Raw genomic sequence first — 22085 nt, 5'->3', positions numbered from 1 at the left:
ACACTCCTATGTCAAATAAATAGATTAAGCTGACCAAACGCTGCTTGCAATCTCCCGGCGAAGCACTGGCGCAACCTCAGACGCAAACCATGCCATCTGCTCATACTGCTCAGCTTCCATCAGCCCGTCTACACTTATCGACATGACCTGATGGCCGTAAGCGGCCTGATACGTCAATATTTTCTCAATAACACGCTCAGGACTGCCCACTAGCAGCGGCCCGTTGGCTAAGTTATCCTCCAAACTAGCAAAAGGTGACTGGTTATGTTTAGCTGAATCCGTGGAATGAAAAGCCTCATAATACGGACGAAAGCGCCGAATAGCTTCTTCTGTTGTTTTAGCCAAATATAAAGTGCCTGCCCCCGCACCAACAGTTGCATGCTTAGGATCATGCCCGTAATAAGCCCATCTTTCCCGGTAGTGATCGATCAAAGCTTTGTACTTAGGTAAGGGATGAAACGTATTGGATGAGAAAAGCGGTTCGCCATATTTGGCAGCTAGCTCCGTTGAAAGCGGTGATGAGGCGCTGCCGTGCCAGATTGGAATTGAAGGTTGAAACGGTCTAGGCAAAATGGTAACCTCCCGCAATGGGGGACGATATTTACCTTCCCAGCTGACATTTTCTTCGCTCCATAATCGTTTGAGCAGGGCATATCTTTCGGCGAGTGAATCCCACTGCTCTTCTTCTTTGATGCCAAATAACGGATAATGCCGTGGGTCATTGCCTTTCCCGATAATGAGCTCCAAGCGGCCTCCCGATAGGTGATCCAACGTTGCATAATCTTCGGCAACGCGAACGGGATCAAGGACACTGAGCACCGCGACCGTCGTCAGCAGTCGAATACGCGAAGTATGCGCAGCAATCGCTGTCAGAAGCACGGCTGGTGAGGAAGAAAGAAACGGAGGTCCGTGTCTTTCCCCGATACCGTAGGCGTCAAAACCAAGCTTCTCAGCATAAATCGCCTGCTGGATAATATTCTGGAACTTCTCTTGCGTTGTCAGCGTTTCACCGGTTACCGCATTGCGTATATTCATTACTAAGCTGAATAAGGCGAATTTCATAACCTGCCTCCTTGGCGGTGCTGGCGAATTCTCTGAGCATGCAAGTGAGGGTTCACAATTTTACGCAGCAAATACATCGTACCGTCGCCATTACCCCGGTCAATCGCATCGATGCGCTCATAGCCTTTTCGCTCGTACATATCCAGCAGCCATGGATGCTTCTCTGCCGTTGCAAGTGTGACAGCCGATGCTCCGAGCTCATCTCGAATGATCTCTTCCTCCACCCAAGTCAGCAGTTTAGTGCCGAGTCCGCCGCCTTGCGCATCCGGATGGACTGCGAACCATTTGAGAAATGGATACTCCCAGTGCCACTTGTTGATAGCATCCTTGGATAAGGTTAACGTAGCGGCAATTTGTCCGTCCTTTTCCAGGACGTAACAGGCGTTCTTCGCGATATTCTCCTCGATTAGTGCCAAATCAGCATGTGCTGCTGGCCATTGCAGCTTCAATTCGCGTATTGTGATATACGCATCGTAGATGATTTCCAATAGCCTCTCGGCATCTCTGGGCTCAGCAAGGCGATAAACTTCGCTCATGATGAGCTCACTTCTGGCTGGTTTACGCCAGCCAATGAGCGTTTAATGCGATCAATTTGGGACAGATGGTTATTCACATGCTTCGTAAAACCCTGAATAATGTTCGTTATACTTACGGGCTCGCCTTTAGCATTAATGCCGGTCTTTTGCCAATCTTCGTCGTTTAAACGGTGAAATAAAATGCTGTTATAGCGGAGCAATTGATTAAATATCGTCAAATTATCGGCAGCATCACCGTCATTAGCTTTTTGTCCGCTAACCCAAGCATCCTGGTTAAAAGCAGGCAGCCTAACTTTCGTCCCCGCTAAAATGTCACGAATTCGAAAGGAAATAACAAGACTATGATCGGCTAGGTGGGTCAAAACTTCCGTTACACTCCACGAAGCAGGGGCTTCTTTCCAACTTAATTGTTCCTGGCTTAATCCTTCTACAGCCTTAAGTAATTGGTTATACGTATCCAAATAGGGTTGAATGTCAGGATGACTCATCGCTTATCCTCCTAATAATGTCGTTTCTACATCGCTCAATGCTTCTGCCAGCCTTTCATAAGAGCGGACTCTCTCTGCGAAATCCTCGATTCTAGCTGTAACGATGAATTCATCTACGCCTGTGAGCCGCTGTAAATCTACCAACTGTTCACGTACTGTTTCTTTGGAGCCTCGAGTAACTTCCGTTGTCTTCTCCTCAATTGTGTATGGTTCATTCGCCTGCCTGCCGAATTCCTCGGCTTGCTCCAAGGTACCTACAGTCGCTTTTTTGCCGCTGGCCAGATACACTTTGTAGTGCTTCTGTTCGAAAGCAAGGGCGTGCGCAGCCTGATCTGTGTCTGCCACTATGACGGACAAAGCCAGTATAGCCTGCGGTGATCGGTTAGATTTTCGCTGAAAGTTGGATTTATACACCTGTATAGCTTCAATTGCTGCTGATCGGTCCCCATTAATAGATAAAGAAAAAACATAAGGAAGGCCTAACGATGCAGCAAGCTGTGCACTATCGAGACTTGCTCCAAGCAAGTAAATATCAGCTGGATTGCTGGCTATAGGTGATACTTTAATACCGTGCAGCGGATGAATCTCCGGAATTTGGTTATTCACGTAGGCCTCAAGCTCTATGAGCTTTTCCGTAAGAGTCTGGGGCTCCATGACACCACGCTGCAGCGCCTGTGTGCTGCGAGGTAAACCGCCCGGCGCTCTCCCAACTCCCAAGTCGACTCTTCCCGGTGCAAGGGAAGCTAGCACATTGAAATTTTCAGCAACTTTATAGGGGCTGTAGTGCTGCAGCATGATGCCGCCTGATCCGATGCGGATTCGCTCTGTTTTGGCTAGCAAATGCGAGATCAGTACTTCCGGTGATGATCCGGCGAGAACTTCGGAGTCATGATGCTCCGACACCCAGAATCGTTGATAACCGAGTTCTTCCGCTTTTTGAGCTAATCGAATGGTTTGGGCAAGCGCCTCAGACGCTGAGCTTCCGGGATAGATCGGACTTTGATCCAAAATGCCAATTGAAATCGTCATAAGGTTGCCTCCTAGATGGAATATGAAAGTTCTGGACGAATGCGGCTCAGGAACTGCTTGGTCCGCTCTTCTTTGGGACGGTTAAACAGCTCATTCGGCTTCCCTTCCTCGACGATGACGCCTTCGTCCATAAATACCACGTGACTGGCGACATCCTGCGCGAAGGTCATTTCATGTGTGACAATAATCATCGTGATGCCCTCTTTGGCAATCTTTCGGATGACAGCGAGCACTTCGCCGACAAGTTCAGGATCTAGTGCCGACGTGGGCTCATCGAATAAAATCACCGCAGGGTTTAGCGCCAGTGCCCTGGCAATGCCAACTCGCTGCTGCTGCCCGCCGGACAAGTGAGAAGGATAAGCATCAAGCTTCTCCCCAAGACCGACCTTCTGCAGGAGCTCAACGCTAATGCTTCGAGCCTCATCTTTGGGAACCTTTTTGACAATCAGCAGTCCTTCCATCACGTTCTCAAGCGCTGTCTTGTGGCGGAACAAATTGTATTGTTGAAACACCATCGCCGTCTTTTGACGCAGCAGATGAATCTCCTTTTTGCTTGCTTTCTTGCAATCCACACTAAAGTTATCAATCATGATCGCGCCGTCATTCGGCTTTTCCAAATAATTCAGGCATCGAAGCAGTGTCGTTTTCCCTGAACCGCTCGGCCCCAAGATGGCAACGACTTCCCCTTTGTTAACAGTGAGATTGATGCCTTTGAGCACCTGGTTACGACCGAATGATTTGGTAATATTGGATAAATGAATCATGAGGTGCCACCTTTCCATGCGCGATCAAACTTAAACTTATAATTCCGATGAAAATACTAAGAATTTAATCTGATCTAACCTTATCATCCTCATTAAGCTCTCGTCTAATAGAGTTCTTCTATACATCGATTCAACAATTCAATACACCACCCGTGAATTTCCGGGATTTTGCTTAAGCGACACCGCTGCGATTGTATATATTCAAACGTTTTTCCAACAAAGCGGAGATGTTTTCGGCGATAATGGTCAAAATCCAGTAAATCACAGCCGCCGCTATGTAGGCCTCGAGATATTTCCAATTCCTCATCGCAACGATGTGCGCAGTGCCATTCAACTCCTGCAGCGATATCATAAAAGCAAGCGAAGAACCATGCAGCAAGCCGATAAATTTACTCAGTAAATTCGGCAGGCTTACGTGCAGCGCTTGCGGAAGGACGATCCGCCTCATTCCCTGCCAAGTCGTCATGCCAACCGAATAGCCGGCTTCGAGTTGTCCCTTGGAGACGGACAAAATGCCCGAGCGGATTGTTTCCGACATGTACGCGCCAATATTCAGCGTGAACGCCACGAAGATGAACAGCATGAGCGGGATCACGCTGGAGCGCACACTCCAGCCGTATCGCACTGCAAGGTAATCAAAGATCATGGGAATGGCAAAATAAACAAGCATAATATGCAGCAGAAGCGGCGTGCCTCTAAAGAAGGAAACATAAAACTGCGCGACACGGTGAATATATTTGATTCTGTACATGCGAATAAAAGCGATAAGCACACCAACAATGAAACCCGAGAATAAAGGGACGATTGAGAGAATGAGCGTGAGCGGCAGTGCCTTCAGCATGGCTCTGAAGGCTTCGAGCATAAACTGGAAATCGATGTGAATGACTGCTCCCTCCTTTCCTTTTAGTCGAAGGCCGTGACTGCTTGTTCAAAGCGTTGAACCCTGCGTTCGAAACGATGGTACACATATTCCAATAAAAGGACCACGACATAATAAATCATGGACAATGCTATCCAGATTTCAAGGAAATGATAGGTCGTGCCGAGCATCTCTGCTCGCCCCACTAGATCCATTACTCCCAGCGTATAAGCAAGGGAGGTATCCTTTAGTGTGCCAATCGTTAGATTAGCCACATTTGGCAACGCTACTCTCCACGCCTGAGGTAGAACGATTCGCGTCAGCACGGCATACCCGCTCATGCCGATTGAATAGCCTGCCTCCGCTTGTCCTCGATCTATGGCGTTTACCGAAGCGCGGACAATTTCAGAGAAATAGGCCGCAAAATGGAGCGCATAAGTTAGAATGACAAAAACTAACGGCTGGACATCGCTTACGTCGATACCGACTGCTTTAAGCAGTTCCGGCACGCCGTAATAGACGAGAAATAGCTGGATCAGTATGGGTGTGCCTCTTGTGTAAGAAATATAAATAATAACAAGTCGATTAAGCAGAGGGATCTTGTACAGCCTTGGCAGTGCAAGGATGAGACCAAGCAGTACGCCGCATACAACGGAAGCCAGCACAATGAACAACGTGACATGCAGGTAAGACAGCAGCTTAGGCAAGTACACCCAAATTAGTGAGAAATCAAATGATTTTCCCATTATTGTGTCACTGTAAAATCTTCTCCTAACCATTTTTTACTGAGGCTTCCCAATGTTCCGTCTTTTTTGATTTCTTTTATCGCTTCATCAATCTTGCTTTTTAGTTCCGTTTCATCCTTACGCAGCACATAATAAATTTTGGATGTGTAAAGCACAGGACCAACGACTTTTTGCTGCGCATCTGCGTCCTTATTGCGTCCTGTTACTTGGAACGGTGTGGATATTGTTGCGTCTACACGGCCTGTTTTAATCTGATTAATCACATCATTCGTTCCGCCGCTGCCAGAGAAGACAAGTTCAAAGGGGTTCCCTTTGCTTTTATTGTAATCCTGCAGCCAGACCGCGCCATTGCTTCCTGGAGAAGTGATGACCTTCTTGCCTTTCAGATCTTCAATCGAGTTTACGGTGTTGTTGTCTTTGTTCACAACGACTTTGCTCGGCCATATGTTGTAGGCTTCATCGTTGAACAGAAACTTGGCTTGTCTCTCGCTGTTCACTTCGTATTGATTAACCGCTAGATCAACTTTGCCGGCTTCCAGACTCAGGAGGATATTGGCGAATTCCATGGTTTTAAATTCAAACTCATAGTCAGGCAGACGCTTATCAATTTCCTTCGTCAATTCGATATCATAACCGGTTAAGGTTCCCTTATCATCAAGGAATGTGACGTCTTTAAATGTGCCGCTAGTACCCACCACGATTTTTTTCACCTTCTGTGGCGCTGCAGCAACGGGTGCCGCTGCCGGTGAAGCCCCACCTGATGCTGGTGAGATTGGCTTCTCTTCTTTAACTCCACAACCTGCGAACAGCAATGCGGAAGTCAGGATAAAGGTGGTCGATTTCAACAATTTCATAGATACATCCTCCTATTTATTCCTCATGTTTGGACTGTAGCGTCAAGCGGTAGGCTTCAACCACCGTCGTTTGGTCAGCTGCGAAGAAATCGTAGCGGGGCTCGCGTTCGAATCCCAGCCTGAGATAAAGCCGCACAGCGTCAGGCATTCGGCTCGACGTGTGCAAGCCAAGATAGGCAAATCCGTCTCGTTTGGCACGCCGGGCACATTCTGCAATCAGCGAGGTAGCGATGCCTTTGCTTCTTGCAGAAGGATCTACGCCGAGGAGGCGGATTTCCGGATATGGAATAGTCTCGCTCAGCTTCTCATACAAACCCTTTTGAGGCGGGTATAGAAGCGCCACCCCTACGAGCTTTTCTTCCTGCTCAGCGACAAGACGCCAGGTATCCTCCGTGCGCTTCCACTGAGCCTTGATATTGCTTATGTATTGTTGCCAGAACGCAGGACCAAAGCCCGGCTCATACTGACGGTACGCCTCGATAGTTAAAGCGACGGCCTTTTCCCATTCATCTGGTCTAGCATCTCTTACGCTTACTTCGATCGCGGTTGACATGCTAGCTCCCCCTCACCGCTTCAGAATGCCGAATGTAACGGTTCACGGGTACCTGTAACCCCAGATTGCCTCGCAGCGTGTCACTTTCATACTCCTTGCGGAATATCCCGCGTTCCTGCAGCACGGGAACAACCAAATCAACAAAATCGGCGAGTCCGTTCGGCACGACAGTTCGTATGTTGAAGCCATCCGCAGCGCCTCCCTCGAACCATTGCTGGATGAGATCAGCCACCTTCTCCGGCGTACCGATGAAGTTGCTTCTTGGCGTGGATGCCCGGAGTGCAACCTGCCGAAGTGTGAGTCCCTGCTCCTTGGCTTCCTGCTTAATGCGGTCTGTCGTACTGCGGAAGCTGTTGCTGCCGAAGTCGCCGAGTTCCGGAAATGGCTCATCCAAAGCATGCTGCGAGAAGTCATAATGCTCAAAATAACGTCCCAAATAATTCAGTGCCTGTTCAATGGTGACAAGCTCGGCAATTTCCTGATATTTGCGCTCTGCTTCTGCTTCGGTCCTGCCAACAATCGGGCCGATGCCCGGGAAAATCAGAATCTCATCCGGATGACGACCGTATGCAGCAGCTCTGCTTTTGACATCTTGGTAAAAAGCACGTGCTTGCTCGAACGTCTCATGCCCCGTATACACCGCATCGGCCGATCTGGCAGCAAGCTCTTTGCCGGAATCCGAGGAGCCCGCTTGGAATACGACGGGGTATCCTTGCTTCGAACGCGCAACATTCAGCGGTCCTTGAACGGCAAAGTGTTTACCCTTGTGGTGCAGCGTGTGAAGTTTGGTGGAATCGAAGAATACACCGCTAGCCTTGTCTCGGACAAATGCATCGTCTTCCCACGAATCCCATAACCCTTTTACAACCTCAAGATGTTCCTCAGCAATCTCGTAACGCAGCGAATGGTGCGGGTGGTCGCCCTTCCCGAAGTTAAGCGCCGAACCCTCGAGGGGAGATGTGACGACATTCCAGCCCGCTCTTCCCCCGCTAAGATGATCGATAGAAGCAAACTGTCTAGCCACTGTGAATGGCTCGCTATAGGAAGTAGATAAGGTTGCAACCAGACCGATATGCGTTGTTGCTTCGCTTAAGGCTGACAACAGTGTCAGCGGCTCAAACCGATTGAGAAAATGAGGATTCGACTTTTCATTAATAAACAAGCCATCTGCGATAAACAAAAGATCGAATTTTCCTTGCTCAGCTTTACGAGCCTGATCTTTGTAAAATGCTAAATTGACGCTCGCATTGGTTGGCACTTCGGGGTGGCGCCAGAAGGATATACTATTTCCTACTCCATTCAGATTAGCTCCTAGCTTCAACTGTCTCTTGGACATGGTAGTCACTCCTTATTAACCGTTAATACCAATAGGTATAATCGGATTTAATTTCATAGGATTACTATATCTCAACAGTTGGTCACAGTGTATATCGCATTCTTCTATTCATCTATTTAAAAGTTCTATCGGAGTACAATTGCCGAAAATAAAAAAAGCACGTCTCCTCCTCCATGAAGGGACGCGCTTTCTCAAATTAAAAGTAGAATTCGGCTGCAGACAGCCAATGTCAGGCTGCGGGTTCAAGCGCTGTACTCCTTCGTTTCCTCCGTCGAATGTGGAGCTTCGGCAAACTGGCTGCCCGGGTATGGAAGCTCGTAGTGATCGCGAAGGGTCGTACCCGTATACTCCTTTCGGAACAATCCTCTCCGCTGCAACTCTGGAACAATCAGATCAAGGAAGTCCTCTAGTCCCCCGGCCATCAACTGCGGCATAATATTGAAGCCGTCGGCAGCTCCGTTCTGGAACCAATGCTCCATCACATCGGCAATCTGCTGGGGTGTGCCTGTTATCGTCCGATGACCGCGTCCTCCGGCCAGACGCTCCAGGAGCTGACGCAGCGTCAGATTCTCTCGATGAGCCATCTCGACGATCAAGTGCGTGCGACTCTGATGACCTCTCACTTCTTGAACGGGCAGCTGCGGCATGGGGCCGTCCAGCGGATAACTTGTCAGATCAAAGCCGATTCGATTGGACAGCATCAACAAGCTGTGGGCCGGGTTGGAGAGCTCGACGAGCTTGGCTTCCTTCTCTTTGGCTTCCTCTTCGGTACGCCCGATAATCGGGCAAATTCCCGGCAGGATGACCATGTGCTCCGGTAACCGCTTCAATTGAACCGCCCGCTGCTTCATATCTGTATAGAAGGATTCCGCTTCTTCAAACGTTTGCTGAGCCGTGAAAATCGCTTCCGCATGCTCCGCAGCGAACTGCCTGCCGTTCTGCGATGAACCGGCTTGAACGAGCAGCGGTCGACCTTGTGGTCCACGTGATATGTTAAGCGGTCCCTTCACAGAGAAGTGGTCCCCTTTATGATTAAGCTCGTGAACCTTGGAGCTATCCGCAAAAATGCCGGCTTCCTTGTCCCTGACAAGGGCATCGTCTTCCCAGCTATCCCATAGCTTCGTGGCTACGTCCAAAAACTCCCGCGCTCGCTCATAGCGCGCAGCGTGTTCCGGGATTTGCTCATAATTGAAATTTTGAGCCTCCGCATCCGTCCCAGACGTAATGATATTCCAGCCAGCGCGGCCGCGGCTAAGATGGTCAAGAGAAGCAAACCGCCTGGCTAGATTGAACGGCTCGTTGAAGCTTGTGGACACGGTCGCGATCAGACCTATTCGCTTAGTGACCACGGCAAGTGCCGACAATAGCGTCAACGGTTCGTACCCGCCGGTCGCCCCATACCTGACCGCGTTCGGGCTGGTCGCTACCCGATCCGCAAAGAACAGCGAATCCAGCTTCGCTGCTTCTGCTTTTGCAGCCAAACGCTGGTACAAAGAGAAATCAAGCAGTTGATCGAGATTCGTCTGCGGATGCCGCCATGCTGCCTCATGATGTCCCATCGGGGAAACGAACAAATTCAGATGAAGTTGACGTTGTTTTTTGCTCATAAAATCATACCACCCTTGTTTGTTAAATTAGAATAAGAAAAGGCTCCCGACCAAGGGCAGCCGCACGTGGAACTTGTACGGTGACCTTATGTTAGGGAGCCTTTGGATGACCAATTGGCAGATAACAATTATTCTCATAATTTTACAATAGCTAATCCGATTATACAAGTGGGATAAATATGTTTTGTTTTGGGAATATAAATAGGGGCATATTAGTTTAAGCACGTTTTCAGAGGAACAATCAAATCAGAAGGCTAGGTGTAATGGGTGGAAAGTAAAAAGTGGGACCTTATATCAATAGCCTCGATACCACTTATAATGACACTAGGAAATTCAATGTTAATTCCTGTGCTGCCTGCTATCCGCAGCAAATTAGGAATATCTTCTCTCCAGGTGAGCTTGTTGATAACGATTTATTCGGCTGTAGCCATCCTACTCATCCCTTTGGCCGGTTACTTATCCGATCGCTTTGGTAGAAAACAAATTATTATCCCAAGCCTGATCATCACTGGTATTGGCGGTTTAATTGCTGGGTTAGGTGCTTGGTGGATCGAAAATCCTTACTTGATCATCATGCTAGGCCGATTATTACAAGGCATTGGAGCAGCAGGTGCTTTTCCAATCGTACTGCCTCTTGTCGGCGATATTTTCAAAAAAGAAAGTGATGTAAGCAGCAGTCTAGGAATCGTGGAGACCGCCAATACCTTTGGCAAAGTTCTTAGTCCCATAGTTGGAGCGGCTTTTGCCTTAATCATCTGGTTTGCTCCCTTTCTTGCCATTCCTGTTCTTTGTCTCATATCGGCTGTATTGGTCGCATTTCTAGTTAAATCGCCGCATAAAAAGAAAGACGTAAAGGTTACTTTCGCTCAATTTCGAACAAATATAAAACAAATTTTCATCAATAACGGTAAATGGTTATATGCCACTTTTGCAATTGGTTGTATATGCATGCTTGCTATCTTCGGAACTTTGTTCTATTTGTCTGACACCCTTGAGGATGAATACCATGTTAAAGGGATAATCAAAGGCTGCATATTGGCAATCCCCTCGGCTACTTTGTGCATAGCTTCGTTTATTACGGGTAGACGGATTGGTAAAAATAAAGTTCTAATGAAATGGCTCACATTTGGAGGAATTGCGTTAGCTGCCGCTAGCTTCATAATAAGCGGTATGTTGCATGATATCGCTTGGCTGATCGCTTTAATTAGTGTAGGAGGAATCGGAATTGGTGTAACGTTGCCATGTATGGATGCCATGATTACGGAAGGGATTAATAAGAGTGAGCGCGGAACCATCACTTCCATTTATAGTTCAATGAGATTCATAGGCGTGGCCATCGGTCCACCACTTGCTGCTATCCTTGTGAGAGTCTCGCCTCACTTAATGTTCTATACGATTACAGGTGTCTGTGTACTTGCAGCGATTCTAGCCCTATTCACGATAAAACCCGACCAAGAGGAGACAGCGGCTTAATAACAAACAGATCTCCAAAGTCTCACTTTGAGATCTGTTTTTCGCTTTCTTTTAGTCAAATTCAAACTAAGACGATGCTATCCGTGAATACACCATATTCGTTAGCTTCTCTGTGTTGTAACTCACGTACTGGTTGGCTAAATTTCTCATTGGATCACCAGCATAATAACGCTCATAAAGCTCATGCCTAGATCCAAGAGGGCTCCCTATTAAATCCCATGCTAGTTTAAATAAGCGGACTTTATCTTCCGCGCTTGAAAGCGTGGCCCCTTGCAGATATTTTTGTATGAATGGAGATAACGGTCCTTCCATTTCTGAGCAAGTTGAAGGAACTTGGAAGAACCCTCCCGCTCCTATGGTTTGAATGATTTCCAACACACGAGGATAATAGCGACTACCTAGATTTCTTGCTGTTTCGATATATTCAAATGATGGCAGCACATTGCCGAATTCATCAGCTTTCGCCGATGCTTCAGATGCGACAATGAGCCCTTTAATCGTTTGAATTTGATTAATCAGTTCACCTAATTTCTCTTGAATATTGATATAGGAATGAACCCCGATGGCTTGTGCAATCGCGCAAGCTACACCAGTTGCGAATTCAAGTTTGACTTGCAGACGAATGATGCTTTGATGATAGGCAAGACTGTTAGAGGCTTCATTGGTTCGAATACGCCACAACGCCTCGGGTTGATCGTGCAGAAGGACGCGTTCCCATGGAACTAACACATCGTCAAAGAACAGCACAGCATCCATTTCATCGAATCGTGCGCTAATCGGGTGATCTTCCTTATGGGTCAACTCAGCGTATGATTCCCTACACATCATGTGCAGGCCTGGCAAATTGGCAGGTACAATCATCATATGTGCATACTCAGGCCGATCATCCGGTATTCTTGCTACAGGGTAAACAATTAAATCGTTCGCATATGGAGCGGCGGTTGCGATCATTTTCGCTCCTCTTATGATAACTCCCTCATCATTTCTACCTATTACACGCAAGATAGCATCCGGATTCTCTCCGATTGTTTGAGAACGATTGATTTGAGGATCCCGCTGAACAGCCGTAAGAAATAAGTCCTTGGCTTTTGCCTCTTCGTAATAACTTGCTAACTTTCCAGCAAAATGGCTATCATATTTCCGATATCTCTCTCTTGTCGCATACCAGCCTGTCAGACGAGAACGCGCATAATCTGAAAGACGACTCATAACCCCTGATGTGCTTTCCGCCCAAATTTGAAATGCTTTCGCTCGCTTTGTTAGATCTGTGTTGCTGCGTGGGACCAAAAACGCATGATGAACAAATTTCCCGTGAGCCGTATCGTGGAAACCAATTTGACTACAGAGGTCAGGATCGTCCAGCATGGAAAATAGTCCTGAGATCGTATTTAAAGTTCCTGCAAAAGCTGGGTGTGAGGAGACTTCGACGTCCTTCCCTTCCAACCATACCTTCCGCCCGTCATTGAGGCTTTGAATAAATTGTTCCCCTCGGGTAAACATCAGTGGTTTACACATCCTTTATTTGCAGATTAAATTGACCATCTAGTAAGTTTTGAAGCGTAGTCTGTTCCAAAACTTGAGCAATAACCTCTCTTATTAATATCCATAACGGTTTCAATAGACACCCTGCTTCCAATTCACAAGGCTCGTATTTCGTTAAGCTTGCGCAGCCCATTGGGGCTAACGGTCCTTCCAGTTGACGAATGAGTTCGCCTAAGTTCACTTGTTCAGGTGTATGCAAAAGCCTAAAACCACCTTGCTGTCCTCTTCTGCTTTCGACATAGTTCATTTTCTTAAGTTGCAGCATGATTTTTTCCAGATACATCTCAGTCACCAGAGTTTTCTGGGACAATTCACTAATGGCAAACCATTCGTTTAAATTTTGTCCGAGTACGATGAGGGCTCGTAGTGCATATTCGCCTTTCGATGATATTTTCATCTTATCTCTCCTCATATATGACTGAAATCATCCTATTTCAAATTGATTATAGTTTTGATTTCTCATCCATACAATCGCCATATGACCACTATAAGATTAGCCTAATCAAAGAAAGGCAGCCGATTCTCATCATCGGCTGCCTTCCTGTTTTAATTAAATTGCCAGCAGCTTAAGCTCAAGTTGCCGTATTGATAGCTGCGGTGAAGCAGCTTCGCCTGACGTTTGGAGTCACCTGTTCCCATCGCGAGAAGCAGTGGAATAAAGTGTTCATTCGTTGGCACGGCTTCCTGGGCGAAAGGAGCCAGCTCGCGATATTGAAACAACGCTTCCGTATCCCATGACTCGAGCTTGCTTTGGAGCCAGCTATCGAACTGCTCTGCCCACTCGTCAATCCCCCCGAAACGCCAATTTAAGCTCCTTAAATTGTGAACGGTGCCGCCGCTGCCAATAATTAGAACATCCTGCTCCCTGAGCTCTGCCAACGCTTTGCCGATTTGATACTGTTGTTCATTTGGCAAATTCCGGTTCACGGATAGAGCGACAACCGGGATATCTGCATCAGGATACAGCAGTTTCAGAACAGCCCAAGCCCCGTGATCGAGTCCTCGTTTCTCATTTTGAACACTCTGAATGCCTTGCTGCTCAAACAGCTTTTGAATTTGCTGAGCGAGGGAGCGGTCGCTTTGGGCCGGATAGGTCATTTGGTAAAGCTCATCCTGAAACCCGCCAAAGTCATAGATAGTTTCATACGTTTCAGCAGCACTTACGGTCTGCACCGATTCCTCCCAATGAGCGGAAAAGAGTACAATTGCTTTTGGTTTCGTTGTATGATCCTTAAAGTTCTTTAACAGGTGTGTATATGCGTTATCCTCAAGTACAATCGACGGCGCGCCATGCGCGAAAAAATAGGAAGGCATCATACCTCTTCACTCTCCTTAGTTATTATCAGATCAAGATCCTGTCTAAGCCAATGTAGAAAATCGAGCTGGTTTTCCTCCGATACCCCATGATCCGTAGGATATAAATGAAATGTTAGGAGCGGCGTCTGCTCCTTGAAATACGCAGCCGTCTCATGTCCAATCCGAACTGGAAAGACGGAGTCGTACTCGCCATGTGAAACAAATACCGATACTTCCTTCACGCTTCGCAGGGAATACTCTGTCTTCACAAAGTCAGGAATATACCCGTTCAGCGCAACGATTCCCTTCAACTGATTCCCCATCGTAAGCGCAAGCGACATAGATAAAATTGCGCCTTGGCTAAAGCCTAGCAAATAACGCTTGCTCTGATCGATCGGATACTTCTCTGTGGCATATTGAATGAATGCTTCAAGGTTCCTCACCGCTTCGTCAAACATCTCCCGAATGGGATTGCCTAAGCTTTTCAAACTATAATACTGATAACCTGAGGTATGAGGCTGATTGCCTCGAATGCCAATAATAATGAAGTCGTCAGCTAACGGAGCTACCAAGCCAAACATATTTTCTTCGTTAGAGCCCTTGCCATGCAAAGTAAAGATGACCGGATATTTCTTGTCTGGGTCTAGATTCGCTGGTAGATGAACATCATATGGATAAGCTAGGATCATCATAATCCTCCTTTGTTTTCTTATGAGATGTTATGCGTTTATTTATAATATAAGCAATATGTAATTAATATTTATATAAGTAATTTAATACGAGACATTCTAGCATGTCAACTGAAATTTTGCTAATATGTAATTAAGTTTTGTATGACTAATATTTTATGCGAGGTGCAGTCGGGATGGATATCGGCTCAACGATACGGGCAATTCGAAAGCGAAAGAATATCACGATTGCCCAAATTTGTGAAGAAACTGGTTTGTCTCAAGGCTTCATGAGTCAGCTTGAAACGAATAAAACTTCCCCCTCCATTTCTACGCTTGAACATATCGCTCAGGTTTTAAAGGTACCTTTGGCTTATTTGCTCTTGAAAAAAGAGGAACGCATGCAGGTTGTCCGCAAGGACGAACGAAGAATTACGACAAGTGGTTCTGACCATTTAAAGGTGGAGCATCTGAGCTCTACAAAGAATGTCAGAATGATGTTGGTAGAATTTCCTGTAGGTGCCTCAACAGGTGACTTGCCTCATGCTCACGAAGGCGAAGAGGTCCATGTCGTAATTAAAGGCAGAGTGCACGCGGAGCAGGGAGAAGATGTGGCTGAATTCGGGGAGGGCGATTCGTTCAGTTGGAACGCATGCACGCCACATGTTGTGAGAAATATAGGCGATGACACGGCGATCGTGCTTATCTCCATCTATACAGAGACTGACGGCGGACGAGAGTTTATCTAAAAAGCCCTCAAACCTAGCTTTGCGACTAGGTTTGAGGGCTTTTTTTATTACAGCAGTTGAACTAACATTCATTAAAAACCATCGAGTGAAAAAGCTAGGACTAGTGCCAACACGATAGATAACAGTATCGCAATCGTACTAATTGTAATTGCAATCATACTTTTCTTTTTCTCAGTCTTCATGCGAGTCAGGCTTAGAACAATACTAATAATTCCACAGATAATACCAAACAGCGAAGAGATGAAAATAACGCCAATTACTGCAACGACACTAAGAATAAGCGCTGCATTGATATATCGTCTCAAAACGATAAAACCGATTTCGGCAGCTTGCAGACTACGCTGTAAGCGGGATTGAACATATTAGCAATTTCATATTCAACGGCTTGCCCCATTAACAAGCTGGCTTCCGACGAGGTCAAGCCGCAATCTTCCTGCAGCAGCCGAAACATCTCGGTTGTTGCATGTTGAAGCGCCTGATCAAGCGGCCGAGCATTGCCAATACAAAACCAATGCGTGTCGGTTTCACCCCGCGGCCAGCTTATCGTTTTACCTTTTTGAACGCTAACTGTGAACTGAACATCCATTGATATTTCGAGACCTGTACCCATGATTTCTCCATCGCCTTGCAATGCATGCCCATCACCCAAATAAAATAATGCCCCCTCGGCCGACACTGGAAAATAAACGGTAGTGCCTGCGACCAGGCCTTTATAGTCCATGTTGCCACCGTATTCGCCGCTTGTGGCCGTTGAGATGAACTGCCCTTTGGAAGGCGCTACTCCAAAACACCCTAGAAAAGGCCGCAAAGGCAACTTCAATTTCGCCAGCCCGGGCGTCGGCTCCTTCAGATAAGCAACTCCCTGTGCTACGTCCACTGCCCAGTGCACGATTTCAGATGCCGGCAATGTAGCAGCAACAGATGGATCAATAACGGCTGGGGCGAGCATATTGGTTGTCCACGCCCAATCGCGGTTCGGAGTTATGGACTCGAATCGAACGGCTAGCGTATCGCCAGGCATCGCCCCTTCGACATAGAAAGGTCCTGTCATTGGATTCCCGCGAGCAGCTGCGCTTTCACCTTTTTGGTCCCAGCCTCTTGCATCGACTGTCGTTGTAATGACTGTATCCCCATCTTGAATCATCAAAACAGCTGGATGCTGGCCCATTGTATGATAATAAACTTGCGGGTTGAACGAATGAATCATGGCTACTCCTCCATCTCGGTTGGATTGTCTATTCATTCGACAACTGTTATAAATTTCCTACTCACTTGTACGATTCTTAACAAACTCTCAAAAACCTAGCGGGAGTCCAGCTAAGCTAAGGATTTATTCATGGAACTGGAATAGCGGACTACAATTCCGTGAAAACCACAAAGTCACATACCCGGCAACGATTGAGCTTCAAATAAATGCCATAATAAGCCCTTTTGAACATGCATTCTATTCTCAGCCTGCTGATAAATAATAGATTGCTCCGATTCAATCAAATCCTCTTCGATTTCATATCCAGGATGAATGGGCATATCGTGCATGATATAAGGAGAAGATCCATCTAGATTTTTCTTATTAATTTGAAATGGCATCATGGTTTGAATCCTTCTATTTTTCTCCTCCTGATACCGGGTATCTTGAAAATGTTCCATATCCACCCAAGTGTCTGTATAAATGAAATCTGTTCTATGAACAGCATCAGACAAACGACGCAAGATTTCAATATGTCCACTTTCATAAGCAGTGTGCATTAGTTCTTCATCCCATGAAGCTTCATTAATTATTGGAGTTACTAACAAAAGTTTAATGCCCAATGTCACACAACCTGCTATCAAGGAATTTGCAACATTATTATGAATCCCTACATAGGTTAAAGTCACATCTGCGAAGCTGCCCTTTACTTCGTATATCGTCATCAAATCAGCTAACGCTTGGCACGGATGGTATTTATCACAGCATCCATTAATGACAGGGACATTCGAGTATTTTGCTAGCTCAAGCAAATCAGAATGCTTCTTTAACCTAGCCATGATAACATCACAGTTTCTAGAGGCATAACGAACTTCATACTTAATTGGTGATAGGCTAAAATTACTCGAATCCCAATCCATGGTCACAGCGTAACCGCCCATTTGGTTAATGCCAGACTGAAATGATAAATTCGTTCGGGTCGAAGTTTTCTGAAAAAGCATGAAAAGCCCTTTTCCTTCGCAAGATTGATAAAACTCTTTTGGATTCCGTTTGATCTCAATCCCTTTTTGAATAATGGCTAACAAAGTATGCTTATCAAGTTCTTTTAAAGACAATAAATGATGATTCATGGCTTCACCTCATTGTATATTAATACACATTTATGAATATAAATTCATTTTATTGTAGTAGTAGACCAGTGTCAACGGTTCCCGTATTCTACACGTGGGAGCGCCTCTTTAGATTAACGGTAAAAACTACTACCGCTATTTATTGGAGTAACACAGTTACATTCCATCCAACGTCGATTCCGCCACTGTAACGTTGTTTTTCATCGCTAACGCATGCTGAACTCGCCAACTGCACGCTGTAACGATGTAAAACATCGTTAACTGTTGTGGAAACCACCAGCCAACGTCGATTCCGCCGCTGTAACGATGTTTTTCATCGCTAACGCATGCTGAACTCGCCAACTGCACGCTGTAACGATGTAAAACATCGTTAACTGTCGTGGAAACCACCAGCCAACGTCGATTCCGCCGCTGTAACGTTGTTTTTCATCGCTAACGCATGCTGAACGCGACAACTGCCCACTGTAACGATGTAAAACATCGTTAACTGTCGTGGAAACCACCCGCTAAGGTCGTTCGGCTCCATAAAAAAGAGGCCGTCCCAAGTCATCCATGACCGTGGGAGAGCCTCTTTTTTCGAATCATTTGGGACAGCTGAATGGAATCAACACCCCTCAGCCTCAAAAATCACTGGCTGATCTCCTCGCTTCATCTGAATCAAGTAGCACTGCTCCCCCAGCAGGGACCTCTGAATATGCTCACCAGTAACGGTACAGGTACGCACCCAAGCGGGCAGCTTGACGACGGTATTCGTATCCCACTCGGCTGTTATCTCCGCTCGAAGCCTCCCTGATCCGGTGTCCCACTCCATCGAGATTTTGCCCGTATGAAATCTCCAGTGAGACAGCTTCCCCCGCTTCAACCGTTCGGGCAGTGCGGGCAGCAGCTTGACGATCCCTGGCGAGACCTGTAGCAGCATCTCTTGGATAGCGTTCACCCAGCCCAGATTGGCATCGAGCTGGACTGGCGCCGTCGCCATGTTCATCGACAGCCCCATCCCGCGCCAATCATTATGCAGGGTGAACAAATTCGGCAGCAAGCTCGCTCTCGATAAAATATCCAAGCATGCCAACGAACCGTCACCATCCCCTAGTCGAGCATAGATCGCTGCCATGTGCGCGAGCGACCAACCGGTCTGCGCGCCAATCTCCCGTTTTCTTACTGCCGTCTCAAAAGCTTGAAATAGGACAGGATCCGCTTCCCTGGTCACTTCGTGTCCTGGAAATACAGGATACAGATGAGACAAATGCCTGTGAGCGTACCGGTCTTCGAAATCTGTATGAATCCATTCGCTTACTGCTCCCTCGTCGTTCACCCGGTAAGCAGGTAGACGATCCAACATTTCCTGCCATTCCTCTACTTCCTTTTCGGTATCCCCAAGCCCTTGAACCGCTTCAATCAGATGCCGCAGCAATTCCTTCAAAATGGCGATGTCCATCGTCGCATTTATCGCTGTCGGCATCGGATGCGCCAGAGGCTTGCCGTCCGTCGGCATGTAGTTGAGCGGTGTATTTTCCGGTGATACAGAAGGATATATGTTGTACTGGCCACTTCCGTCGATCACAAGGAAATCCTTATAGAATTGAAGTACCTCTCTCATGAACGGCAGCGCTCGCTCTTCCAGGAAGCCTGCTTCTTCTGTAAACTTAGCGTACTCATAATAGTGTTGTGCCAACCAGCCAGCCGCTCCCGTCCAATTTAAAATAACCGGAACAATCTGGCTGGGTACGCCAACACCCGCTGTCGTGCCAGCTGGCATATATATTCCCCGGCAGCCGTACAGCTTACGAGCATTATCGCGAAAATCATCCATCAGCGACTCATAATACCGGAATAGTGATGGAACAAGCTCGCTTAATCCACCGACATGAGCATGCCAGTACATCATCTGGATGTTTTCATTAGCCATGTTGTGACTCCAGACTAACCGGTAGTCCCCTCCCCACAATCCATACAAGCCGAAGGGCTCAGCCTCTTCCGCAGTGGACGTGCCGCTAAGGAATAAATACCTGCCGTAAGCCCACATTTTCCGGATAAGTGTCTCGGAAGCTTCTCCCTCATAGGCATCCAGCAGTAGTCGCTCGTTAGAGCGAGGATCCGAATCCTCCTCACCCAGAACAAGCAACGCCGAGCGATAAAGCGGTCGATGCAACGCAACATGCCGTTCCAGCAAGTGTTCGTAAACAGCGCGAGCACTCGCACTGGCCTCCCATTCTTGAAGCAGGTCGGCAAGCTCCAGCTTTAACCGAGGCCAGTCTTCCGCTCGCTGACCACGTGTAAATACTTTAACCAGCACGAGCACTCGACTTGCTCCCATGAAACGGATGACGCCATCTGCTCCAGTGGTTTGTCCACCTTCCTGTACAATCCGCAGCACAGCTCCAAAATCGGTTCCGTCATCGTTCGTTGCCGAGTACCACGTATGAGCTTCATCTGCTCCTGTTTCCACAGAGCTCTCCAGCTCCTTGTACTCCGGCGTATCCGCCCACCGGTCACTGGGATGAAGCTGCAGACCGATTTCACCGGTTATGCCGCTCCCCCCTTCTCCTTCGATCGCATAAACAAGGCAATCATCGGCACGGGATACGAACAGCGTCCGCTTATACCGGCAATCCCCGTCATTCCAAGCCACTGTAATTTCGCCGCTATCCATATCTAGCTCTCGGCAGTACCCGCGAAAAGCATGCTTGCTGGGCATCGTCAGATGGATGGCTGCCAGCGGAAACCTGGAGGCCAGCTTCGTCCCATACCCCCGCTCCTTCAGCGCATCCGCCAGCTGCCAACTCGCTTCCTGATAGCGCCTCTCATCCATCAGCTTCCGCGTCTGCGCAAGCGTGAAGCTGACATCGGGAAGCTCATCTCGCTGTCCCCAGTGCCACAACTTCGCATGGTTCAGCAGCACCGTTTCCTCCTGAACACCACCGAATACGGACGCACCAAGCACGCCATTGCCAGCAGGCAGCCCCTCGCGCCACATATTTCGCCACCAGGAGGCCGGGTAGCTCATCGTCAGCTTATCTTCATCTCGGTTTTCTTTTTGCCCCAGCATCTCATTCCTCACACTGCTCGCGCAACTGCTCCATCTCAAGTGTAGCAAGCAGCAGCGGAGCAACACCCATTAAGACATCGCTTACAATCGCCTCGCTTAAATAATACGCATAGGAGCCATCTCGGTATTTACGGCCGCCAAGTCCCGCACCGTGACAGATATGATGAAGGTGCACGCCCTGCTCGTCTTCCGTCACGAAACGTTTCATGATACCTTCATAGGCTCTTTCTACGACGCTCCGGTCGATTTCCGCCAAATATTGCAGCCTAATTCCTTTTGCAATCGCATAAGTGAGCATGCAGGAACCCGACGACTCCAGATAGTTGCCTTGCTGGCCATTGCAATCCATAACCTGGTACCAGACACCGCTTTCTTGATCCTGTGCCCGTACGACGCTATTAACCATCCTTTCAAAAATGCCCATGAGCTGTCCACGCTTCGGATGCCCGATTGGAAAATGCTCAAGCGCATCCACCAACGCCATGGCATACCAGCCCATTGCCCGACCCCATACATGTCTCGATCGGCCCATCCCGCTATCGCACCATCGCTGCTCCTGGGTTTCATCCCAGGCGTGATGCAGCAAACCCGTCTGCGGATTACGCGTATGACGCTCGACCAGCAGCAACTGATGCGCTGCCTCGTCAAACCAGCTATTGTCATTGAATGTACGAGCATATTCAGCCATATAGGGGGAAGACATATACAAGCCGTCCAACCACATTTGATACGGATATATTTTTTTATGCCAAAATCCGCCCTCATTCGTACGCGGTTGACCGACAAGCTGAGTGATCAGTAGTCGCGCTGCTGCCTCGTATTTCGCTTCGCCTGTTTCCCTCCATAAACGAAGAAGGTTCTTTCCTTTATTGATATGATCAAGGTTGTAATCGTTAAGTTTGTAACCGCGTATAGAACCATCCTCTTGCACAAAAACGTCCATATGCCGCTTGACGAAATCATGATATTTCGCCTCGCCTGCCCAATCACCTAACTTATCGACGGCTGCTAGCGCCATTCCTGCGACATACCCCCATTGATTGGCAATTTTTGGATGGTACCCGTCTTTGCTATGCGATAGAATCGTTTCCCCGACCCTGACGGACATTCGTTCGATTTTCGTATCCAGCATGGAAGCCTTCATGGCTTATGCCCCCT

At 47.6% G+C, this 22085-nt stretch carries 23 protein-coding genes; 2 read left to right on the top strand and 21 right to left on the bottom strand.

Annotation, left to right across the window (positions count from 1 at the left end; all coding sequences use genetic code 11):
* Positions 1 to 24 precede the first annotated feature (24 nt).
* The 11 genes from AC58VC_RS18315 to AC58VC_RS18265 all read right to left on the bottom strand — a co-directional run bounded on the left by AC58VC_RS18315 (position 25) and on the right by AC58VC_RS18265 (position 9834).
* Positions 25 to 1062, bottom strand: a complete 1038-nt coding sequence (locus AC58VC_RS18315; RefSeq protein WP_497370242.1) for an LLM class flavin-dependent oxidoreductase — start codon at positions 1060 to 1062, stop codon at positions 25 to 27.
* Positions 1059 to 1598, bottom strand: a complete 540-nt coding sequence (locus AC58VC_RS18310) for a GNAT family N-acetyltransferase (RefSeq protein ID WP_497370241.1) — start codon at positions 1596 to 1598, stop codon at positions 1059 to 1061. The genes AC58VC_RS18315 and AC58VC_RS18310 overlap by 4 nt, the downstream gene beginning before the upstream one ends.
* Complete coding sequence (locus AC58VC_RS18305; protein ID WP_497370240.1) at positions 1595 to 2086, bottom strand: DinB family protein; 492 nt, start codon at positions 2084 to 2086, stop codon at positions 1595 to 1597. The genes AC58VC_RS18310 and AC58VC_RS18305 overlap by 4 nt, the downstream gene beginning before the upstream one ends.
* A 3-nt stretch (positions 2087 to 2089) precedes the next feature.
* On the bottom strand, positions 2090 to 3115 hold the full coding sequence (locus AC58VC_RS18300) for an LLM class flavin-dependent oxidoreductase (protein ID WP_497370239.1): 1026 nt from the start codon (positions 3113 to 3115) through the stop codon (positions 2090 to 2092).
* An 11-nt stretch (positions 3116 to 3126) separates the two neighbouring features.
* Positions 3127 to 3879 (bottom strand): amino acid ABC transporter ATP-binding protein, encoded by a 753-nt coding sequence (locus AC58VC_RS18295; RefSeq protein WP_497370238.1) that lies wholly within the window; start codon positions 3877 to 3879, stop codon positions 3127 to 3129.
* A gap of 172 nt (positions 3880 to 4051) precedes the next feature.
* Positions 4052 to 4741, bottom strand: a complete 690-nt coding sequence (locus tag AC58VC_RS18290; protein WP_497370237.1) for an amino acid ABC transporter permease — start codon at positions 4739 to 4741, stop codon at positions 4052 to 4054.
* A gap of 41 nt (positions 4742 to 4782) precedes the next feature.
* Positions 4783 to 5484 (bottom strand): amino acid ABC transporter permease, encoded by a 702-nt coding sequence (locus AC58VC_RS18285; protein WP_497370236.1) that lies wholly within the window; start codon positions 5482 to 5484, stop codon positions 4783 to 4785.
* Positions 5484 to 6338, bottom strand: a complete 855-nt coding sequence (locus tag AC58VC_RS18280) for a transporter substrate-binding domain-containing protein (RefSeq protein ID WP_497370235.1) — start codon at positions 6336 to 6338, stop codon at positions 5484 to 5486. Before AC58VC_RS18280 ends, AC58VC_RS18285 begins: the two co-directional genes overlap by 1 nt.
* A 16-nt stretch (positions 6339 to 6354) precedes the next feature.
* Positions 6355 to 6891: a GNAT family N-acetyltransferase gene (locus tag AC58VC_RS18275; RefSeq protein ID WP_497370234.1), complete on the bottom strand. Its 537-nt coding sequence runs from the start codon at positions 6889 to 6891 to the stop codon at positions 6355 to 6357.
* Position 6892: 1 nt separating this feature from the next.
* Positions 6893 to 8227 carry an LLM class flavin-dependent oxidoreductase gene (locus AC58VC_RS18270; protein WP_497370233.1) on the bottom strand — a complete coding sequence of 445 codons (1335 nt, stop codon included), beginning with the start codon at positions 8225 to 8227 and terminating at the stop codon, positions 6893 to 6895.
* A gap of 242 nt (positions 8228 to 8469) precedes the next feature.
* Positions 8470 to 9834, bottom strand: coding sequence for an LLM class flavin-dependent oxidoreductase (locus tag AC58VC_RS18265; protein WP_497370232.1), 1365 nt, complete (start codon positions 9832 to 9834; stop codon positions 8470 to 8472).
* A gap of 267 nt (positions 9835 to 10101) precedes the next feature.
* Between AC58VC_RS18265 and bcbE the strand changes: the two genes are divergently transcribed.
* Positions 10102 to 11307, top strand: coding sequence for a bacillibactin exporter BcbE (gene bcbE, locus AC58VC_RS18260; protein WP_497370231.1), 1206 nt, complete (start codon positions 10102 to 10104; stop codon positions 11305 to 11307).
* A 66-nt stretch (positions 11308 to 11373) separates the two neighbouring features.
* Here bcbE and AC58VC_RS18255 read toward each other — a convergent pair whose 3' ends face one another.
* The 4 genes from AC58VC_RS18255 to AC58VC_RS18240 form a co-directional block, all read right to left on the bottom strand.
* Positions 11374 to 12807 carry a 4-hydroxyphenylacetate 3-hydroxylase family protein gene (locus AC58VC_RS18255; protein ID WP_497370230.1) on the bottom strand — a complete coding sequence of 478 codons (1434 nt, stop codon included), beginning with the start codon at positions 12805 to 12807 and terminating at the stop codon, positions 11374 to 11376.
* A gap of 7 nt (positions 12808 to 12814) precedes the next feature.
* Complete coding sequence (locus AC58VC_RS18250; protein WP_497370229.1) at positions 12815 to 13246, bottom strand: RrF2 family transcriptional regulator; 432 nt, start codon at positions 13244 to 13246, stop codon at positions 12815 to 12817.
* Positions 13247 to 13395: 149 nt separating this feature from the next.
* Positions 13396 to 14166 (bottom strand): DODA-type extradiol aromatic ring-opening family dioxygenase, encoded by a 771-nt coding sequence (locus AC58VC_RS18245; protein ID WP_497370228.1) that lies wholly within the window; start codon positions 14164 to 14166, stop codon positions 13396 to 13398.
* The gene (locus AC58VC_RS18240; RefSeq protein ID WP_497370227.1) at positions 14163 to 14834 is read right to left on the bottom strand and encodes an alpha/beta hydrolase; all 672 of its coding nucleotides are present in this window, start codon (positions 14832 to 14834) and stop codon (positions 14163 to 14165) included. The genes AC58VC_RS18245 and AC58VC_RS18240 overlap by 4 nt, the downstream gene beginning before the upstream one ends.
* A 176-nt stretch (positions 14835 to 15010) precedes the next feature.
* Here AC58VC_RS18240 and AC58VC_RS18235 point away from each other — a divergent pair, with 176 nt between their 5' ends.
* Positions 15011 to 15562: a helix-turn-helix domain-containing protein gene (locus tag AC58VC_RS18235; RefSeq protein ID WP_497370226.1), complete on the top strand. Its 552-nt coding sequence runs from the start codon at positions 15011 to 15013 to the stop codon at positions 15560 to 15562.
* Between the two features lie 71 nt (positions 15563 to 15633).
* Here the strand turns inward: AC58VC_RS18235 and AC58VC_RS18230 are convergent, their stop codons facing one another.
* From AC58VC_RS18230 to AC58VC_RS18205, 6 genes are all read right to left on the bottom strand, one after another.
* Positions 15634 to 15867 (bottom strand): hypothetical protein, encoded by a 234-nt coding sequence (locus AC58VC_RS18230; protein WP_497370225.1) that lies wholly within the window; start codon positions 15865 to 15867, stop codon positions 15634 to 15636.
* The gene (locus tag AC58VC_RS18225) at positions 15864 to 16769 is read right to left on the bottom strand and encodes an acetamidase/formamidase family protein (RefSeq protein WP_497370223.1); all 906 of its coding nucleotides are present in this window, start codon (positions 16767 to 16769) and stop codon (positions 15864 to 15866) included. The genes AC58VC_RS18230 and AC58VC_RS18225 overlap by 4 nt, the downstream gene beginning before the upstream one ends.
* Positions 16770 to 16942: 173 nt before the next feature.
* On the bottom strand, positions 16943 to 17878 hold the full coding sequence (locus AC58VC_RS18220) for an ornithine carbamoyltransferase (RefSeq protein ID WP_497370222.1): 936 nt from the start codon (positions 17876 to 17878) through the stop codon (positions 16943 to 16945).
* A gap of 257 nt (positions 17879 to 18135) precedes the next feature.
* Positions 18136 to 18381, bottom strand: coding sequence for a hypothetical protein (locus tag AC58VC_RS18215; protein WP_497370221.1), 246 nt, complete (start codon positions 18379 to 18381; stop codon positions 18136 to 18138).
* Positions 18382 to 18482: 101 nt separating this feature from the next.
* On the bottom strand, positions 18483 to 20927 hold the full coding sequence (locus tag AC58VC_RS18210) for a glycosyl hydrolase family 95 catalytic domain-containing protein (protein WP_497370219.1): 2445 nt from the start codon (positions 20925 to 20927) through the stop codon (positions 18483 to 18485).
* A 1-nt stretch (position 20928) separates the two neighbouring features.
* Complete coding sequence (locus AC58VC_RS18205; protein ID WP_497370218.1) at positions 20929 to 22071, bottom strand: glycoside hydrolase family 88/105 protein; 1143 nt, start codon at positions 22069 to 22071, stop codon at positions 20929 to 20931.
* Between the last annotated feature and the right edge of the window lie 14 nt (positions 22072 to 22085).

It is taken from the genome of Paenibacillus sp. J22R67 (assembly GCF_059692175.1).
The sequence above is the reverse complement of the archived record's forward strand: the minus strand, read 5'-3'. Positions and strand labels throughout refer to the sequence as shown.

Bases quoted from the DNA above. Each gene is read 5' to 3' on its own strand.
- AC58VC_RS18315 (WP_497370242.1), bottom strand. From the start codon at position 1,062: ATGAAATTCGCCTTATTCAGCTTAGTAATGAATATACGCAATGCGGTA.
- AC58VC_RS18310 (WP_497370241.1), bottom strand. From the start codon at position 1,598: ATGAGCGAAGTTTATCGCCTTGCTGAGCCCAGAGATGCCGAGAGGCTA.
- AC58VC_RS18305 (WP_497370240.1), bottom strand. From the start codon at position 2,086: ATGAGTCATCCTGACATTCAACCCTATTTGGATACGTATAACCAATTA.
- AC58VC_RS18300 (WP_497370239.1), bottom strand. From the start codon at position 3,115: ATGACGATTTCAATTGGCATTTTGGATCAAAGTCCGATCTATCCCGGA.
- AC58VC_RS18295 (WP_497370238.1), bottom strand. From the start codon at position 3,879: ATGATTCATTTATCCAATATTACCAAATCATTCGGTCGTAACCAGGTG.
- AC58VC_RS18290 (WP_497370237.1), bottom strand. From the start codon at position 4,741: ATGCTCGAAGCCTTCAGAGCCATGCTGAAGGCACTGCCGCTCACGCTC.
- AC58VC_RS18285 (WP_497370236.1), bottom strand. From the start codon at position 5,484: ATGGGAAAATCATTTGATTTCTCACTAATTTGGGTGTACTTGCCTAAG.
- AC58VC_RS18280 (WP_497370235.1), bottom strand. From the start codon at position 6,338: ATGAAATTGTTGAAATCGACCACCTTTATCCTGACTTCCGCATTGCTG.
- AC58VC_RS18275 (WP_497370234.1), bottom strand. From the start codon at position 6,891: ATGTCAACCGCGATCGAAGTAAGCGTAAGAGATGCTAGACCAGATGAA.
- AC58VC_RS18270 (WP_497370233.1), bottom strand. From the start codon at position 8,227: ATGTCCAAGAGACAGTTGAAGCTAGGAGCTAATCTGAATGGAGTAGGA.
- AC58VC_RS18265 (WP_497370232.1), bottom strand. From the start codon at position 9,834: ATGAGCAAAAAACAACGTCAACTTCATCTGAATTTGTTCGTTTCCCCG.
- AC58VC_RS18255 (WP_497370230.1), bottom strand. From the start codon at position 12,807: ATGTTTACCCGAGGGGAACAATTTATTCAAAGCCTCAATGACGGGCGG.
- AC58VC_RS18250 (WP_497370229.1), bottom strand. From the start codon at position 13,246: ATGAAAATATCATCGAAAGGCGAATATGCACTACGAGCCCTCATCGTA.
- AC58VC_RS18245 (WP_497370228.1), bottom strand. From the start codon at position 14,166: ATGATGCCTTCCTATTTTTTCGCGCATGGCGCGCCGTCGATTGTACTT.
- AC58VC_RS18240 (WP_497370227.1), bottom strand. From the start codon at position 14,834: ATGATCCTAGCTTATCCATATGATGTTCATCTACCAGCGAATCTAGAC.
- AC58VC_RS18235 (WP_497370226.1), top strand. From the start codon at position 15,011: ATGGATATCGGCTCAACGATACGGGCAATTCGAAAGCGAAAGAATATC.
- AC58VC_RS18225 (WP_497370223.1), bottom strand. From the start codon at position 16,769: ATGATTCATTCGTTCAACCCGCAAGTTTATTATCATACAATGGGCCAG.
- AC58VC_RS18220 (WP_497370222.1), bottom strand. From the start codon at position 17,878: ATGAATCATCATTTATTGTCTTTAAAAGAACTTGATAAGCATACTTTG.
- AC58VC_RS18210 (WP_497370219.1), bottom strand. From the start codon at position 20,927: ATGCTGGGGCAAAAAGAAAACCGAGATGAAGATAAGCTGACGATGAGC.
- AC58VC_RS18205 (WP_497370218.1), bottom strand. From the start codon at position 22,071: ATGAAGGCTTCCATGCTGGATACGAAAATCGAACGAATGTCCGTCAGG.